This window comes from Bradyrhizobium sp. HKCCYLS3070, from assembly GCF_051167575.1.
Taxonomy (GTDB): domain Bacteria; phylum Pseudomonadota; class Alphaproteobacteria; order Rhizobiales; family Xanthobacteraceae; genus Bradyrhizobium.
In genome coordinates, this window is the sequence record NZ_JBNPTI010000001.1 from 1,804,506 (window position 1) to 1,819,314 (window position 14,809).

The following is a 14,809-nucleotide window of genomic DNA, read 5'->3' on the forward strand; positions in this document are numbered from 1 at the left end:
GCGCGCCAGTAACTCACTCCGCGACCACGACGCGCACGTCGAACTGCACGCCTGTCTCTGCCTGCAACACGCCGATCACGCCAAGCAGGTTCTCGGCCGTGGGATTGCCGGATGGCCCTAACATGCGCATCAGGCTCTTCGACGGCCGCCCGAGCGCGTTGCTCAACGCCTCGAAGCCGATCGTTGCGTTGATATACGCACGCAGGCCGGCGCGGCCGTCATCGACCTCTCCGCGCAGCAGCGCACTCACGGCTTCCTGGAACAACGCCTCGCGAAACGCCGGATCGCGGTCCGAGCGCGCCCGAACCGTGTCGCGGTCGCGAAGGCATCATGAGGTGCTCGCAGAAACTCCCAAAGAGCTATTTCGCAGCCTCGATCCGCTCAATATCCTCCTTGAGAAGCGTGTTGACCAATTCGGTCAACGATACGCCCCGCGCGCTGGCCAGCCCGGTCAGGTGATCGAGCACATCAGGCTCGAGATGCACCGGAGGCAGCATTCGCGCGCCCTTGCGAAAGAACTTGCCGCGTTCGGCGTTCGAGAAATCGTATTCATCCTTCATCGGATCACCCATTCTCGTAGGAGCGGATTTCGCGCCGGGTCGGGCGACGGACAGAAATGATGCGGATCGCTGCGCGGTCTGCCGATAGCTCCGTGTACGTATGCACGACCAGCAGTAGCTCGTGAGCAATATTGCGTCCCATCGTAACCCATCGTTCCTCGCCTGCGCCAGATCCGTCATCGAGACGCGAGAGCGCCAACGGATCGCCGAAGATGCTCATCGCCCGCTCAAACGCAACGCCATGCTTGCGCAGATTGCTCTCTGCCTTGGCCGGATCCCAATCGAACTCGAATTGCATGGTCCGCCCCACCCGGCGATGTCCGCGACACGCCACGCTTGCCAAACGACGCAAATCAGCTTATGTTCTCTTTTTGTTCCTGTCCAGCCGAGGGGCGCTTCCGGATCGTCCAGTTGCGTGGGATTGGGAATGCGGTGGACGTGGCGGGCCGTGTGCGGACGAAAGTTCGCGCGGACGAGCGGCTTGTCACGGACGGCGAAATCGCGTGGTCCTGGCGCCCCGACGCTGGCGCTAAGTCTCGTGTCGGTGCTCACGCATCGCATGAGGTGACGGGGGCAAGACAGCCCGGTCCCCGGGGAGATCGCGTATAAGCGTTAAAACCATCGCGCGGGGAAGGCCGGGTGTTTTCGGCCGTACCTGTGGTGACCGCCGCGTGCTTTTTTCTTTGCACGCGGGCCATGGGTGCCGGCCAGGCATCCGGCCTTCCCCGCGCCCTCGCGTGTTTTCGAGGGTGAAACGATCGGCAAAGCTCGGCGTGATCGCGCGCGAGGATGAAAACTGATGTCTCCACGTCATTGCGAGCGAAGCGACTTGTCCGCCGAAGCTCGAAGAGCGAAGGCGGAAGCAATCCAGAGTCCCGCGCGCGACTCTGGATTGCTTCGTCGCCTTCGGCTCCTCGCAATGACGGAAGAGAAACTCTACCCCACCTGCCCCGCAGCCACCGCCGCCTGCGGCACGGCGACAACAGCCGTACGTCGCGGCGACAGGCGCTCGGCTTGCAGCACGGCGAACGTCAGCACGATGATGGCCGTGCCCTGATGCAGCAGCGCGAGCGAGATCGGAACCAGCGCCAGCAGGGTCAAGATCCCAAGCACGGCCTGCACCAAGATCGCGGCGAGCAGCCGGTGCGCGCCGCGCACCACGTCGCGGCCGACGCCGGCACGCATCACGTCGAAGGCGTGCCAGGCTGCCAATGCCAGCAGCGTGTAGGCGGTCATGCGATGCATGAACTGCACCGTCAGGTCGTTCTCGAACAGATTGATCCACCACGGCGAATGGATCCACAGATTGGCCGCCTTCGGGATCAGGCCGCCGTCGATCTCGGGCCAGGTGTTGTAGACGAGGCCGGCGCGCAGGCCGGCGACCAGCGCGCCGAGATAGAGCTGCACGAAGGTGACGCCGACCAGCACCCAGGCCGTCAGCCGCAGCCGCGCCGGCACCTCGGCCTCCTCGCGCGGCGCGAGCCGCCGCAGCGTCCAGACGATCGACGCATAGATCAACAGCGCCAGCGAGAGGTGCGTCGCGAGACGGACCGGCGCCACCTCGGTGCGCTCCGTGAGGCCGGAGGCCACCATCCACCAGCCGACCGCGCCCTGCAGCGCGCCGAGGCCGAAGATCAGCCACAGCCTGCGGCCGAGCGGCCCGGAGACGGCGCCGCGCCACAGGAACCACAGGAAGGGCAGCAGGTAGACCATGCCGATGACCCGGCCGAGCAGCCGGTGGCTCCACTCCCACCAGAAGATGGTCTTGAATTCGTGCAGGGTCATGCCGGCGTTCATCTGCCGATACTGCGGAATGGTCTTGTAGGCCTCGAAGGCGTCGGTCCAGGCCTGCGCGGACAGCGGCGGCAGGGTGCCGGTGACCGGCTTCCATTCCACGATCGAGAGCCCGGATTCGGTCAGCCGCGTGGCGCCGCCGACCAGCACCATCAGCGCGATCAGGCCGGCGACGGCGAGCAGCCAGATGCGGATCGCGGCGAGATCTCGTGTGCGGGGAACCGTGGTCATGGACGTTGAACGCTCGATTGAACCGGGGCTGACAGGCCCTTATAATCCCGGGGAAATCGCGCGCAAGCCGCGCCGCCCCCAGCCGAGGCTGACAATCCCGTCATGACGATCCGCACCCGCAAACTGATCGGCGCCGTCGCGCTGCTCCTGCTCGCCTTCGCCTGGTCGATGATGGGCATGGTGATGGCGCAATTCCCCCTGATCGCCAATTCCGGCTGGCTGCAGGCGGTGTATTACGTCGTCGTCGGCATGGGCTGGGTGCTGCCGGCGATGCCGATCGTGAGCTGGATGCTGCGCCCGGATCCGGAGCGGCAGCAGGGCTGATCAGCCGAGATCGAGCTTGGGCGGCGGCGCGGATTTTTCCCGCGGCAGGGTGATGCCGGCCATCAGCACCTTCAATGCGCGCAGCGAGCGCGAGCGGCCGTCCCAGGCGATCCGCGGCAGCATGTGCAGATGCGTGCGGCCCTCGCTCTGCACGACGCCTGGCATCGTCGAGGCCGCGCTGACGAAGCCCGCCTGCTCGGCGAGCACGACGTCGCTGCGGCGGAACGAATAGCGGTCGCCGAACGGATACGCCATGTGCCGGACCGGGCGGCGCAGCGCCGTCTCCAGCACCGCCTTGCCCATCGTGATCTCGCGCTGGGCGTCGGCATCCCGGAGATTGGCGAGCACGGGATAGTGCACGGTGGCACTGCCGATCGTGACGTTGGGGTCGGCGGCAAGACGGGCGATGTCGGCCCAGTCCATCGAGGCCTCACGGCTGAGGGCGGCGAGATCGACCGAATGGCGCGAGCAGAGGTCGCGGATCGCGATCGACAGCTCGGCCGGTGGCAGCTTGCGCAGCCACGCCGAAAGATACGCGAACAGCTCATATTTTTCGGCCGGCGTGACCACGTTGAAGCGCTGCTCACGATGATCGATCACAAGGCTGATGCGGGCCTCGCGCGCGATCACGGCCTCCAGCGCCAGCCACCAGGCTTCGCCGAGCCCATCGGGGAAGGCCGAGGGCACGTAAACGGTGAACGGCACGCCGTGGCGCGCCAGCACCGGATAGGCGTGCGTGATCAGGTCCTTCGCGGTGCCGTCGAAGCTCAGGCAGGCGAAGCGGCTGCTTTGGGGAAGGCGCACGGCGCGGTCGCAGGCCTCGTCGAGCGAGACGATGTCATAGCCCCAGCGCCTCAGCGCCCGGATCACCTTGTCGAGGAAAACGGGGGTGATCTCCGCGCATTTCAGCGGCTGGAACGCGCCCTTGCGCCGCGGGCGCACGCGCTCGAACCGCAGCACGGCGCCCGCGCCACCCGTGGCGCGCGACGCGAGCAGCGTGCCACCGCTGAAATAGGCCAGCTCGAGCCGGGCGCTGCGCAGCCACCTGTTGTCCGACGACAATTCCCGCGCCCCTTCCCCGAATCCCACTTGAAACCAGACCGTCCGCGCCCACCTGATGCGGACAGACCGTGGCGCGATCGCGTCATGATCACCGCCATCCGATGATAGCGATCGTCCGCCGTCAAGATCGCGTGGCCGCTGCCGATTTGAACAGGTCTTTGTTTGTGCCATTCCCGATTTGGGACGACGTCATTGCCATTACCTTTTGTTGAGACTTCTTTGCGAGGGTCTCCTGACGTCAAGCAACAAAATTCCACGACAACGCGAGCTGCGCGATGACCATGGCCGCCGTGATCGAGAGCCGGACGGCGCAGGCGCCCGCGCGGCGGCTGCCGTCGGGGCTCGCGCGGGTGGAGATCGTGTCCGATCTGGCTGCCGCCGAGCCGGTCTGGCGCGCGCTCGAAGTCCCCGAACATGTCTCGACGCCCTACCAGCGCTTCGATCTGCTCGGCGCATGGCAGCGCGACGTCGGCGCGCGCGAACATGCGACGCCGTTCATCGTCATCGGGCGTGATGCCGAGCAACGCCCGCTGCTGCTGCTGCCGCTGACGTTGCGGCACGCCTGCGGCGTGCGCATCGCCACCTTCATGGGCGGCAAGCATACGACCTTCAACATGCCGCTGATGGATCGCGAATTCGCCGCGCGCGCCAGCGCCGGCGATCTCGACGTCCTGCTCGCAGGGCTGCGCGATCGCGGCGGTGTCGACCTGCTCGCCTTGACACAGCAGCCGGAGCGCTGGCGCGATCTCGCCAATCCGCTGGCGCAATGGCCGCACCAGCCGTCGGTGAACGACTGTCCGGTGCTGTTGATGCCGCCGGGGGCTGCGCCGACGGCGCTGTTGTCGAATTCGTTCCGAAAGCGGCTGAAGAGCAAGGAAAAGAAGCTGCAGACGCTGCCCGGCTACCGCTACATGGTCGCGAGCAGCGACGCCGAGATCGCCGAACTGCTCGACTGGTTCTTCCGCACCAAGCCGATCCGCATGGCCGAGCAGAGGCTGCCGAACGTGTTCGCCGAGCCCTGCATCGAGGCCTTCGTGCGAAGCGCCTGTATGGCAAAGCTCGACTGCGGGCATCGCGCCATCGATATCCACGCACTGCGCTGCGACGCCGAGATCATCGCACTGTTTGCCGGCGTGGCCGACGGGGCGCGCTTCTCGATGATGTTCAACACCTACACGTTGTCGGAGAATGCGCGCTGGAGTCCCGGACTGATCCTGATGCGCTCGATCATCGATCACTACGCGCAACAGGATTTTCGTGCCCTCGATCTCGGCATCGGATCGGACGACTACAAGCGGATGTTCTGCAAGAATGACGAGCCGATCTTCGACAGCTTCATGTCGTTGACCGCGCGGGGGCGCGTCGCCGCGACGACGATGGCTGCGGTTGGACGGGCCAAGCATGCCGTCAAGCACAGCCCTGCCCTGTTCCGTCTGGCACAACAGCTGCGTGGCGCGCTGCAATCGCGCGGCGGCGCCGCCAAGGCTGACGAGAGGGCCGAAGATTAGGCGGCGACGCCGCGCGGCCCCGGCTGGTTGCGGTTGGCGCCTCCGGCCGGTGCCTTCAGCATGGTGACGGCGCCGAAACCGACCTCGCGCAGCTGCTCGCTCATCTGGCTGCGCGCCTCGGCAGCCATCTTGGGATCGGGCACGACGACGGCGCGCGCGCCCGCGGTCAGCAGCTCGGCCGGCAGGTCGGAGGCATTGCCAGCGTCGAGCAGGACGTGGTCGTAGACGCGCAACAGTGCGTCGATCGCGAGCGCGAGCCGCGGCGATTGCAGTTGGCTGCGGTCGGCGCCGGGACGGCCAGCATTGACGATGTGCAGCCGCGAGGCCTGGTCCTTGGTGATGATGGACGCGAACGATGCCTCGCCCAGCATCAGCTCGATCAGCCCGGGCGCGGCCGGATCGACCGAGACGCCCGCAAGCAGTTGCGGGCTGCCGGCGAGGTCAACCAGCACCACGCGCGCCTGCGCCGCCATGGTGCGGGCGATCGCGAGCGCAGTGGACGTGACGGCCTCGCCGCCGGCCGTGCCGAGCACGGTGACCTTGCGGGCGCCCTCGCTCGCGCCGAGCAGATCGGCGGCGAGTTGCTCGAACTCGTTCAGCGGTGGCGGCGCAGGCTTGACCGGCTCGGCCGACGGCGCCTCGGCTGGCTGCATGGCCGTGGGGGGCGGCGGTACCGAAGCCGGACGCGCGGCCTCAACCGGCGCCGACGTCGAAGGTGGTGCAACGGCCGGCGATGCGGAGACCGTACGCGGGGCGATCATCGGCTCGACCCGCGCCGCGAGCACCATGACATCGGCCATGCTGCTCATGGCCGGGGCGGCCGGGCCCACCGCACGCGGAGCCGTGAGGCGCAGCAGCTCGCCGGTGATGACCACGCCCGAGGTCAGCATCAAGGTCGCCAATGTCGCGATCAGCACGATCGGCAGCTTCTTCGGATACGCCGGCGTGTTGGACACCACCGCCCGCGAGATGATCCGCCCATCCGCCGGCGGCGTGTCGAGCGACTCACGGGTGTTCGCCTCGCGGTACTTGGCGAGATACGATTCCAGCAGGTCGCGCTGCGATTTGGCATCCCGCTCCAGCGCCCGCAACTGGACATCGAGGCCATTGGTGGAGGTGGCCTGCTTCTTGGCCTGATCGAGGCTCTGGCTCAGCATCTGCACCCGCCCGTCGGCGATGCGCGCGTCGCTGTCGAGCGAGCGGGAGATCTTGCCGGCCTCGTCGCGGATCTGGCGGTCGAGATCAGCCAGTTGCGCCTTCAGTTCCTTGATGCGCGGGTGATTGTCGAGCAGCGTCGACGACTGTTCCGCAAGTTGCGCGCGCAGGCTCACGCGCTGCTCCGACAAGCGCCGCATCAGCTCCGAATTGAGCACCTCGGACGCCTCGATCGGCTGGCCGCTCTGCAGCATCTCGCGGATCAGCCGCGCCTTGGTCTCGGCATCCGATTTCAAGGCGCGCGCATTGTTGAGCTGGGTATTGACCTCGCCCATCTGCTGGTTGGACAGCGAGGTGTTGTTGGTCCCCATGAACGAATTCGACTTGGCGCGGAACTCCTCGACCCGCGATTCCGCCTCCTCGACCTTCTTGCGCAGGCCCTGGATCTCCCCGGCCAGCCACTGGCTGGCGGACTTCGCCTGCGCCTGCCGAGCGTTCTGCTGAACAACGAGATAGCCGTCCGCGATCGAATTCGCGACCTTCGCCGCAAGCGCCGGATCCTGCGACTGGAACTCGACGACGAGGACGCGCGATTTGTCGACGGCGTAGACGGTCAGGCGTTCGTAATAGGCATCCATGACGCGTTCGTCCGGCGTCATGGCAAGCGGGTCCTTCACGAGCCCGACCATCGCCAAGACCGACTTCAGCGGCGACACGCCGCGCAGGACGGGATCAAACTCCGGCAGCTCGCCCAACCTGTTCTTCGCGATAATGTCGCGCGCCAGATCTCGCGACAGGACCAGTTGCACCTGGCTCGTGACCGCCTCGGCATCGAGTGCCGTCCGCTCTTCGGTACGCTCCCCGTTCGGCCGCACGAACACGTTCTCGCGTCCGTCGATCAGGATCCGCGCTTCGGACTTGTAGCGCGGCGTGATCATGTTGACCGCGGTGATCGACAGAACGAGAGCGAGCAGCGTCGGCAAAAGAATGAAGCCACGCTTTCGTGCCAAGGCGCGGCCGACCAGCCGGAGATCGAGATCGCCGGCCGGGCCCGGCTCCGCCGACGATGGCGAGCCTGTCACGGGTCGGACGGAGGCTCCGTCAACCTGTGTCTTCTCGCCGGCACGCCAGAACGCCAACCGCATCATCCACTCCCGCGAGACCTACGCCACGCCGCTACCATACGTGGTACAATTACACTCCATTAAGGTTGCTGACGGGTTAACCGGAGCGCCTGCAACCTCGCCCTATCGAACAATCGTCATCCTTCGCCAAATGCTGCTTGCAACACGTAGGCTTGCGCCAGATCGTCACAATGCTGGAGCGAACCTGCCCGGCAGTGACGACAAGTGAGACTTTGTTAACCATCAAGCCTCTATCGAGGTTGGAGCTATCAATATTCAGCGACGAGAGGCGCCCGTGCTTCCTCTATCCGCCAGTCGTCAGATCAGCTCGCGCAGCGACGCCTGGCTAAACCACGCGCAGGCCGATGGCGCGGGCGAGTTCGACATGGCACCGTCGCAGAACAAACCTCTCAAAATCCTTCACGCGGTCAGAGCTCCCGTCGGCGGCATCTTTCGGCACATCCTCGACCTTGCCAACGGCCAGGTCGATCGCGGGCATGACGTGGGCATCATTGCGGACAGCCTGACCGGCGGCGAACGCGCCGATGCCGCGCTGGCCCAGATCGCGCCTCGCCTGACACTCGGCGTGCACCGCGTTCCCATTCATCGGGAGCCTTGGCCGAGCGACATTCTGGCACTCAGCCGATTCCATCGCCTCTCCCGCGCGCTCGCCCCCGACGTGCTGCACGGCCACGGCGCCAAAGCCGGCGCGTTCGTACGCCTGCTGCCGCATCGGCCAGGAACGATCCGCATCTACACGCCTCACGGCGGCTCGCTGCACTACCCGCTCGACACGCTCAAAGGCGCGCTGTATGGCCGGCTTGAACGTGCGCTGATGAACCGGACGGATCTCTTCCTGTTCGAGAGCGCCTTCGCCCGCGATACCTATGAGCGCATGATCGGCCATCCCAACGGATTGGTGAATTGCGTCTTCAACGGCGTCACTGCAGGCGAATTCGACCCGGTCACGCCGGCTCAGGACCAGACCGACCTGGCTTATGTCGGCGAGTTCAGGCACATCAAGGGCACGGATCTGCTGATCGACGCTGTCGCGCAGTTGCGCTCCCGTGGCCGGCCGCTGACGCTGACCTTGGGCGGCGACGGCGAGGAGATGTCGAAGCTCAAAGCCCAGGTCGAACGCCTCGGTCTTGCGGCCGCGGTGCGTTTCATCGGCCATGTGAAGGCCCGCGACGGATTTTCCAAAGGACGACTGCTCGTCGTTCCGTCGCGCGGCGATTCCATGCCCTATGTCGTGATCGAGGCGGGAGCCGCTGGGGTTCCGATGATCGCGGCGAGGGTCGGCGGCATCCCCGAGATCTTCGGGGCGCACGACGACGCGATGTTCATGCCAGGCAACGCGACCGCGCTGGCCGACGCCATTGCAGCCGCACTGGACGATCCGGCTACCGCGCAGCTGCGCGCCAAGGCGCTGCGCGAGCGGATCTTCCAGCATTTCTCGCAGAAGGCGATGGTCGAGGGCGTGCTCGACAGCTACCGCGAGGCGTTTACCAAGACCTGACGTCATTTACCATCGCTAACCGTTTCTTCCGATTTGGCCCTTAATCCCGCCGGTGGGGAATTTCCCCCGGCGCTATCAGCGCTTACATGACCACAAATACTAACAAACATAATCCGGGCTTGTACGACTGTGGAACCGATCAACGCTCGCTCGATGTTGGATGCTGCTGCGGCCACGGCCGCATCGACGGCCGCGGCAGGCAAGCCGGCCGTTGAACGGCGTCGCCGCCTGTCGCCGGCGGCCCTGGCGGTCGCCAATCAGAAGGTTCACCGCGCCTACTCTCCGATCGTCCTCGCCGGCATCGTCCGCATCACCGATTTCGTACTGCTGAGCGTCGTCGGCAGCGCCGTCTATTTCGGCTACGTGGTGCCGCTCAGCGGCTTCCATTGGGAGTATCTCGTTGCCATCGTCGGCCTCGCCGTGAGCACGGTGGTGTGCTTCCAGGCCGCCGACATCTACCAGATCCAGGTCTTCCGCGCCCAGGTGCGGCAGATGACCCGGATGGTCTCGTCCTACTGCTTCGTGTTCCTGCTGTTCATAGGACTGTCCTTCTTCGCCAAGATCGGCAGCGAAGTCTCCCGTCTCTGGCTCGCCGCGTTCTTCTTCGTGGGGCTCGGCGCGCTGATCGCGAGCCGCGTCGTGCTGCGCAACCTGATCCGCAGCTGGGCTAGGCAAGGACGTCTCGATCGACGGACCATCATCGTCGGAGCCGACCAGAGCGGCGAGGACCTGGTGCGTGCGCTGAAGGCGCAGGACGACTCCGAGATCGAGATCCTCGGCGTGTTCGACGACCGCAACGACTCGCGATCGCTCGAGGCCTGCGCCGGTGCGCCGAAGCTCGGCAAGGTCGATGATATCGTCGAGTTTGCCCGCCGCACCCGCGTCGACCTGGTGCTGTTCGCGCTGCCGATCTCGGCGGAGACCCGCATCCTGGACATGCTGAAGAAGCTGTGGGTGCTGCCGGTCGACATCCGCCTTTCGGCCCATACCAACAAGCTGCGTTTCCGCCCGCGTTCCTACTCCTATCTGGGCGCGGTCCCGACGCTCGACGTGTTCGAGGCTCCCATCACCGACTGGGACCTGGTGATGAAGATGCTGTTCGATCGACTGGTCGGCGGCCTCATCCTGCTGCTCGCACTGCCGGTGATGGCGCTGGTTGCGCTTGCGATCAAGCTCGACAGCCCGGGACCGGTGCTGTTCCGGCAGAAGCGGTTCGGCTTCAACAACGAGCGCATCGACGTCTTCAAGTTCCGGTCGCTCTATCACCATCAGGCTGATCCCACGGCGTCCAAGGTCGTCACCAAGAACGATCCACGCGTGACCCGCGTCGGCCGCTTCATCCGCAAGACCAGCCTCGATGAGCTGCCGCAATTGTTCAACGTGGTGTTCAAGGGCAACCTCTCGCTGGTCGGTCCGCGGCCGCACGCCGTGCAGGGCAAATTGCAGAACCGGATGTTCGACGAGGCCGTCGACGGCTACTTCGCCCGCCACCGCGTCAAGCCGGGGATCACTGGATGGGCCCAGATCAACGGCTGGCGCGGCGAGATCGACAACCAGGAGAAGATCCAGAAGCGAGTCGAGTTCGACCTCTACTACATCGAGAACTGGTCCGTGCTGTTCGACCTCTACATCCTGCTCAAGACGCCGCTGGCGCTGATGACCAAGAGCGAGAACGCCTATTGATTGCGGGGATCCGGAGCGGGCCCACGTCCGCTTCGCGCGCGTGTCTGGCCGATCCCGCCGTGCGTTGCGTATGAGTGTGAGTTCGCGATGGCCGTGACGGCAGCAGCCGAAGAGTTCGCATCCAGGCCGATGGCCCCTCCGGGCGTCGTCGCCCTGCAGCGCGCGCTGGTCTGGCTGGTCGGGGTCTCCGGCGCCATCGTGTTCATCGAACCGAGCCCCTATGAGCTTGTCACGCTCGCCTCCGCCGCGGTGTTCTTCGCGACCGGCATGAGGCTGCGCCTCGTCTTCCTGCCGCTCCTCCTGTTGCTGGTCCTGGTCAATCTCGGCTACACGATCAGCGCGATACCGCTGCTCGACGATTCCAAGATCGCGACCTGGATCGCCACCTCCTGGTACATGGCGTTCACGGCGATCTTCATTGCCATGCTCACGTCGGACGACACCGAAGCGCGGCTCGACATGCTCCGGCGCGGCCTCGTGATGGGCGGCGCGATCGCGGCCCTCGCGGGTGTCGCCGGCTACTTCCATCTGGTGCCCGGAGGCTACGATCTCCTCACCTTGTATGGCCGCGCGCGCGGCACGTTCAAGGACCCCAACGTGCTCGGCGCGTTCTTGATCCTGCCGGCGCTGCTCGCGCTGCAGAACGTCGTGACCGCCCGCTTCGCCGCGACATTGCGCGCCAGCTTTGCGCTCGGCGTGATGGCGCTCGCCATCCTGCTCGCCTTCTCGCGCGCGGCCTGGGGCGGCCTCGTCCTCACCGCCGCCTTCATGCTGGCAATGATGGTGCTCACCAGCCAGACGCGGGGCGAGCGCTCCCGCATCATCTTCATGACGTTGGCGGCCGTCGTGGCCGGCATCGTCCTGATCGGCGTTCTGCTCTCGATCGATTCCATCGCCGACATGTTCAAGCAGCGGGCAAGCTTCGACCAGAGCTATGACGAGGGCCGCTTCGGACGCTTCGGACGCCACATTCTCGGCGCCGACATGGCGCTCGACCTGCCGTTCGGGATCGGGCCGCTGCAGTTCCACAACTACTTCCCCGAGGACACCCACAACTCCTATCTGAACGCCTTCATGTCGGGCGGCTGGCTGTCCGGCATCTGCTATCCCGCGCTGGTGTTCACCACTGTCATTCTCGGCTTCCGCTATCTGTTCGTGCGCGTGCCCTGGCAGCGCACCTACATCGCGGTGTTCTCGGCGTTCCTCGGCACCGTCGGCGAAAGCTTCATCATCGACACCGACCACTGGCGACACTTCTTCCTGATGCTCGGCACGATGTGGGGCATGATCGCCGCCACGCGCGCCCATCAGGCCGAGGCGAACCGATCCGCAGGGATCGGCCCGCACATCGCAGCCTACTAATCCTCCACCGTGAACGTCAGGCAGGCGTGGTCGACCAGCCGCTTGATCAAGCTGTCGCCGAGCGCGGCGCCGGGCGTCCAGAAACCGCCCTTCACAACGGCACCATCGCGCTGCAGGCCGATGGCGCATTCGCTGATCATCCTCGCCGTCAGACCGTAGCCGGGATCGCCCTTCCCTTTCACCGACGCGCAAACGCGCCGTCCGTCGGGAGACACTGCGACGTACAACAGGTCGAAGTATCCGTTGTCCCGCATCTCCTTCGAGGGCCCCTCCCCGACCTTGGGCGCATTCGGGCCGGTCTTCTCGGCATTTGCCGCCATGACCAACTTGGCGTTGGCTTGGCCTTCCTCTCCATCGCCCGTCAGCACCATTTCGTCGTAGACAAAGTCCTGCCCGTACGGAAAACCCATCAGCACGTTGGCACGATGGACGTTGCGTGTGTTGACCAGCGCCATTGCAAACGGCGCGGCCCAAGACTGGAGATCCTCCTCATAGATCGGTCGGTTGGCCGGTGGCTGCTTCGGGCCGGTGAATCCCGGCGTCAGCGCGAACGGGTCCTTCATGATCGCCACAAGGCTCAAATCGGCGGTCAATGCCGCCGCTGTTGCCTTGGCGCTCGCCGAAGTGCCGCCCGACAGCGAGCCGCTCATGCCGCGAATGCGCCCCTTCACGCGCGGCTGTGGCGCACCTAGCACCTGTTTTGCCTGCTGCTGCACGAACAGCACGCCGAGCTCGAACGGCACCGAGTCGAAGCCACACGAGAACAGGATTCTTGCACCGCTGTGCTCCGCCTCATCTCGATGCTTCTCGATCATCTGGCGCATCCACAGCGGCTCGCCACAGAGATCGACATAATCGGTCCCCGCAGCGACGCAGGCGGCGAGCACATCGGCCCCGTAGAGCTGATAGGGTCCGACCGTAGTCAACACCAGTCTAGCCTGATCGACCATCGTGCGAATGGAGCCGGGGTCGCTGGAATCGGCCACGATCAGCGGCAGATCAGGCGGCGCTCCGACCGCATCGCGCACCTTGGCGAGCTTGTCGCGGCTGCGCCCAGCCATGGCCCAGGTCAGCTTGGCTTCGCCGCTACCGCGCGCGGCGAGATACTCGGCCACGAGTTGGCCGGTGAAACCGGTTGCACCATAAACGACGATGTCGAATTTAGCCGACGTCATGGTTGCTCTCTGGGCCGCGGCGGATGGATTCCACCGCTCTTAGCCCTCCACCGTGAACATCAGGCCGGCGTGGTCCACCAGCCGCTGGATCAGGCTGTCGCGGAGCGCCGCGCCCGGGGTCCAGAACCCGCCCTTCACGCCGGCGCCGTCGCGCAACAGGCCGACGGCGCATTCACTGATCATCTTCGAGGTCGAACCGTAGCCGGGATCGCGGTTGCCCTTCACGGATGCGCGGACCTGGCGGCCGTCGGGGGCTATCGCGACGAAGAGAAGATTGTAGTAGCCGTTCTCGCGCTCCTCCTTCGAGGGACCCTCGCCCGGCTTCGGCGCGTTGGGGCCGGTTTTCTCGGCATTCGCCGCCATCACCTTCTTGGCGTTGGCCTCGCCCTTCTCGCCCGGGCCGGTCAGCACCATCTCGTCATAGACGAAGTCCTGCCCGTAGGGAAAACCCATTAGCATGTTGGAGCGGTGGACATTGCGGGTGTTGATCAGCGCCATCATGAACGGCGCCGTCCAGGACTGCAGATCTTCCTCATAGACGGGCTTGTTGCCCGACGGCTGCTTCGGACCCTTGAAGCCGGGCGTCAGGGCGAACGAGTCCTTGAGGATCACGACCAGGCTCAGATCCTTGGCGACCGCATCGAAGGTCGCCTTGGCGCTCGCCGCGGTGCCGCCCGAGAGCGTGCCGCTCATGCCGCGGACGCGGCCCTTCACACGCGACGCTGCGGCGCCGAGCACCTTCTTGGCCTGCTGCTGCACGAAATAGACGCCGAGCTCGAACGGCACGGAATCGAAGCCGCAGGAGAACACGATGCGCGCGCCGCTCTTCTCGGCGGTGGCCTGATGCTTGTCGATCATCTGCCGCATCCACACCGGCTCGCCGCACAAATCGACGTAGTCGGTGCCGGTCTCGGCGCAGGCCGCGACGAGCTCGTTGCCATAGAGCTGATAGGGACCGACGGTGGTCAGCACCAGCTTCGTCTGCGCCACCATGGCCTTTAGGGATGCAGGATCGGCGGCATCGGCCGCGATCAGCGGCGTATCGGCGGGCGCGCCGATCGCATCGCGCACGGACGCGAGCTTGTCGAGGCTGCGACCAGCCATCGCCCAGCGCAGCGAGCTGTCGCCGCGATATTGCGTGGCCAAATATTCAGCGACGAGCTGCCCGGTGAAACCGGTCGCGCCATAGACGATGATATCGAACTTGGATGACGTCATTCTTGTTCCCTAGCGATCAGCTGCGATTTTAGTGCCCCGTCATTGCGAGGAACGCAGCGACGAAGCAATCCAGAGTCCCGTCCTCAGCCCTGGA

General features: G+C 65.6%; 14 protein-coding genes. 5 read left to right on the forward strand and 9 right to left on the reverse strand.

All coding sequences use genetic code 11. From position 1 onward, the window contains the following. Window positions 1–13: 13 nt before the first annotated feature. The 4 genes from ACQR03_RS08380 to ACQR03_RS08395 form a co-directional block, all read right to left on the reverse strand. Window positions 14–250, reverse strand: coding sequence for a transcriptional regulator (locus tag ACQR03_RS08380; protein ID WP_315750857.1), 237 nt, complete (start codon window positions 248–250; stop codon window positions 14–16). A gap of 109 nt (window positions 251–359) precedes the next feature. Beyond that, window positions 360–560, reverse strand: a complete 201-nt coding sequence (locus ACQR03_RS08385; RefSeq protein WP_315738305.1) for a hypothetical protein — start codon at window positions 558–560, stop codon at window positions 360–362. 4 nt (window positions 561–564) lie between these two features. After that, on the reverse strand, window positions 565–858 hold the full coding sequence (locus tag ACQR03_RS08390) for a BrnT family toxin (RefSeq protein WP_315750855.1): 294 nt from the start codon (window positions 856–858) through the stop codon (window positions 565–567). A gap of 638 nt (window positions 859–1,496) precedes the next feature. Further along, window positions 1,497–2,585, reverse strand: a complete 1,089-nt coding sequence (locus ACQR03_RS08395; protein WP_315755012.1) for a COX15/CtaA family protein — start codon at window positions 2,583–2,585, stop codon at window positions 1,497–1,499. A gap of 102 nt (window positions 2,586–2,687) precedes the next feature. On the opposite strand from ACQR03_RS08395, the gene ACQR03_RS08400 reads away from it, so the two are divergent. Next, entirely contained in the window at window positions 2,688–2,909 is a 222-nt protein-coding gene (locus tag ACQR03_RS08400) for a DUF2842 domain-containing protein (protein WP_315711497.1), read from the forward strand. On the opposite strand, the gene ACQR03_RS08405 is transcribed toward ACQR03_RS08400, so the two are convergent. After that, window positions 2,910–3,971, reverse strand: a complete 1,062-nt coding sequence (locus ACQR03_RS08405) for a polysaccharide deacetylase family protein (protein ID WP_315755015.1) — start codon at window positions 3,969–3,971, stop codon at window positions 2,910–2,912. It lies immediately after the preceding gene. 275 nt (window positions 3,972–4,246) lie between these two features. Between ACQR03_RS08405 and ACQR03_RS08410 the strand changes: the two genes are divergently transcribed. After that, entirely contained in the window at window positions 4,247–5,479 is a 1,233-nt protein-coding gene (locus ACQR03_RS08410; RefSeq protein ID WP_315755017.1) for a GNAT family N-acetyltransferase, read from the forward strand. Here ACQR03_RS08410 and ACQR03_RS08415 read toward each other — a convergent pair. Together ACQR03_RS08415 and ACQR03_RS08420 are read right to left on the reverse strand one after the other, a co-directional pair. Then, window positions 5,476–7,779, reverse strand: a complete 2,304-nt coding sequence (locus ACQR03_RS08415) for a GumC family protein (RefSeq protein WP_315755019.1) — start codon at window positions 7,777–7,779, stop codon at window positions 5,476–5,478. The two genes, ACQR03_RS08410 and ACQR03_RS08415, sit on opposite strands and share 4 nt — an antisense overlap. 325 nt (window positions 7,780–8,104) lie before the next feature. Beyond that, window positions 8,105–8,257 carry a hypothetical protein gene (locus tag ACQR03_RS08420; RefSeq protein WP_315755033.1) on the reverse strand — a complete coding sequence of 51 codons (153 nt, stop codon included), beginning with the start codon at window positions 8,255–8,257 and terminating at the stop codon, window positions 8,105–8,107. On the opposite strand from ACQR03_RS08420, the gene ACQR03_RS08425 reads away from it, so the two are divergent. The 3 genes from ACQR03_RS08425 to ACQR03_RS08435 all read left to right on the forward strand — a co-directional run bounded on the left by ACQR03_RS08425 (window position 8,207) and on the right by ACQR03_RS08435 (window position 12,322). After that, entirely contained in the window at window positions 8,207–9,277 is a 1,071-nt protein-coding gene (locus tag ACQR03_RS08425) for a glycosyltransferase family 4 protein (RefSeq protein WP_315712597.1), read from the forward strand. The two genes, ACQR03_RS08420 and ACQR03_RS08425, sit on opposite strands and share 51 nt — an antisense overlap. Before the next feature lie 153 nt (window positions 9,278–9,430). Continuing rightward, complete coding sequence (locus tag ACQR03_RS08430; RefSeq protein WP_315755021.1) at window positions 9,431–10,960, forward strand: undecaprenyl-phosphate glucose phosphotransferase; 1,530 nt, start codon at window positions 9,431–9,433, stop codon at window positions 10,958–10,960. Between the two features lie 87 nt (window positions 10,961–11,047). Then, entirely contained in the window at window positions 11,048–12,322 is a 1,275-nt protein-coding gene (locus ACQR03_RS08435) for an O-antigen ligase family protein (protein WP_315755022.1), read from the forward strand. On the opposite strand, the gene ACQR03_RS08440 is transcribed toward ACQR03_RS08435, so the two are convergent. Next, window positions 12,319–13,497 carry a saccharopine dehydrogenase family protein gene (locus ACQR03_RS08440; RefSeq protein ID WP_315755025.1) on the reverse strand — a complete coding sequence of 393 codons (1,179 nt, stop codon included), beginning with the start codon at window positions 13,495–13,497 and terminating at the stop codon, window positions 12,319–12,321. The genes ACQR03_RS08435 and ACQR03_RS08440 overlap by 4 nt on opposite strands. 39 nt (window positions 13,498–13,536) lie before the next feature. Continuing rightward, the gene (locus ACQR03_RS08445; protein ID WP_315755027.1) at window positions 13,537–14,715 is read right to left on the reverse strand and encodes a saccharopine dehydrogenase family protein; all 1,179 of its coding nucleotides are present in this window, start codon (window positions 14,713–14,715) and stop codon (window positions 13,537–13,539) included. Between the last annotated feature and the right edge of the window lie 94 nt (window positions 14,716–14,809).

Excerpts from the sequence above, each read along its gene's own strand:
- ACQR03_RS08420 (WP_315755033.1), bottom strand. The coding sequence starts at position 8,257 with ATGCCCGCGATCGACCTGGCCGTTGGCAAGGTCGAGGATGTGCCGAAA.
- ACQR03_RS08415 (WP_315755019.1), bottom strand. The coding sequence starts at position 7,779 with ATGCGGTTGGCGTTCTGGCGTGCCGGCGAGAAGACACAGGTTGACGGA.
- ACQR03_RS08400 (WP_315711497.1), top strand. The coding sequence starts at position 2,688 with ATGACGATCCGCACCCGCAAACTGATCGGCGCCGTCGCGCTGCTCCTG.
- ACQR03_RS08410 (WP_315755017.1), top strand. The coding sequence starts at position 4,247 with ATGACCATGGCCGCCGTGATCGAGAGCCGGACGGCGCAGGCGCCCGCG.
- ACQR03_RS08390 (WP_315750855.1), bottom strand. The coding sequence starts at position 858 with ATGCAATTCGAGTTCGATTGGGATCCGGCCAAGGCAGAGAGCAATCTG.
- ACQR03_RS08385 (WP_315738305.1), bottom strand. The coding sequence starts at position 560 with ATGAAGGATGAATACGATTTCTCGAACGCCGAACGCGGCAAGTTCTTT.
- ACQR03_RS08440 (WP_315755025.1), bottom strand. The coding sequence starts at position 13,497 with ATGACGTCGGCTAAATTCGACATCGTCGTTTATGGTGCAACCGGTTTC.
- ACQR03_RS08395 (WP_315755012.1), bottom strand. The coding sequence starts at position 2,585 with ATGACCACGGTTCCCCGCACACGAGATCTCGCCGCGATCCGCATCTGG.
- ACQR03_RS08435 (WP_315755022.1), top strand. The coding sequence starts at position 11,048 with ATGGCCGTGACGGCAGCAGCCGAAGAGTTCGCATCCAGGCCGATGGCC.
- ACQR03_RS08430 (WP_315755021.1), top strand. The coding sequence starts at position 9,431 with ATGTTGGATGCTGCTGCGGCCACGGCCGCATCGACGGCCGCGGCAGGC.
- ACQR03_RS08445 (WP_315755027.1), bottom strand. The coding sequence starts at position 14,715 with ATGACGTCATCCAAGTTCGATATCATCGTCTATGGCGCGACCGGTTTC.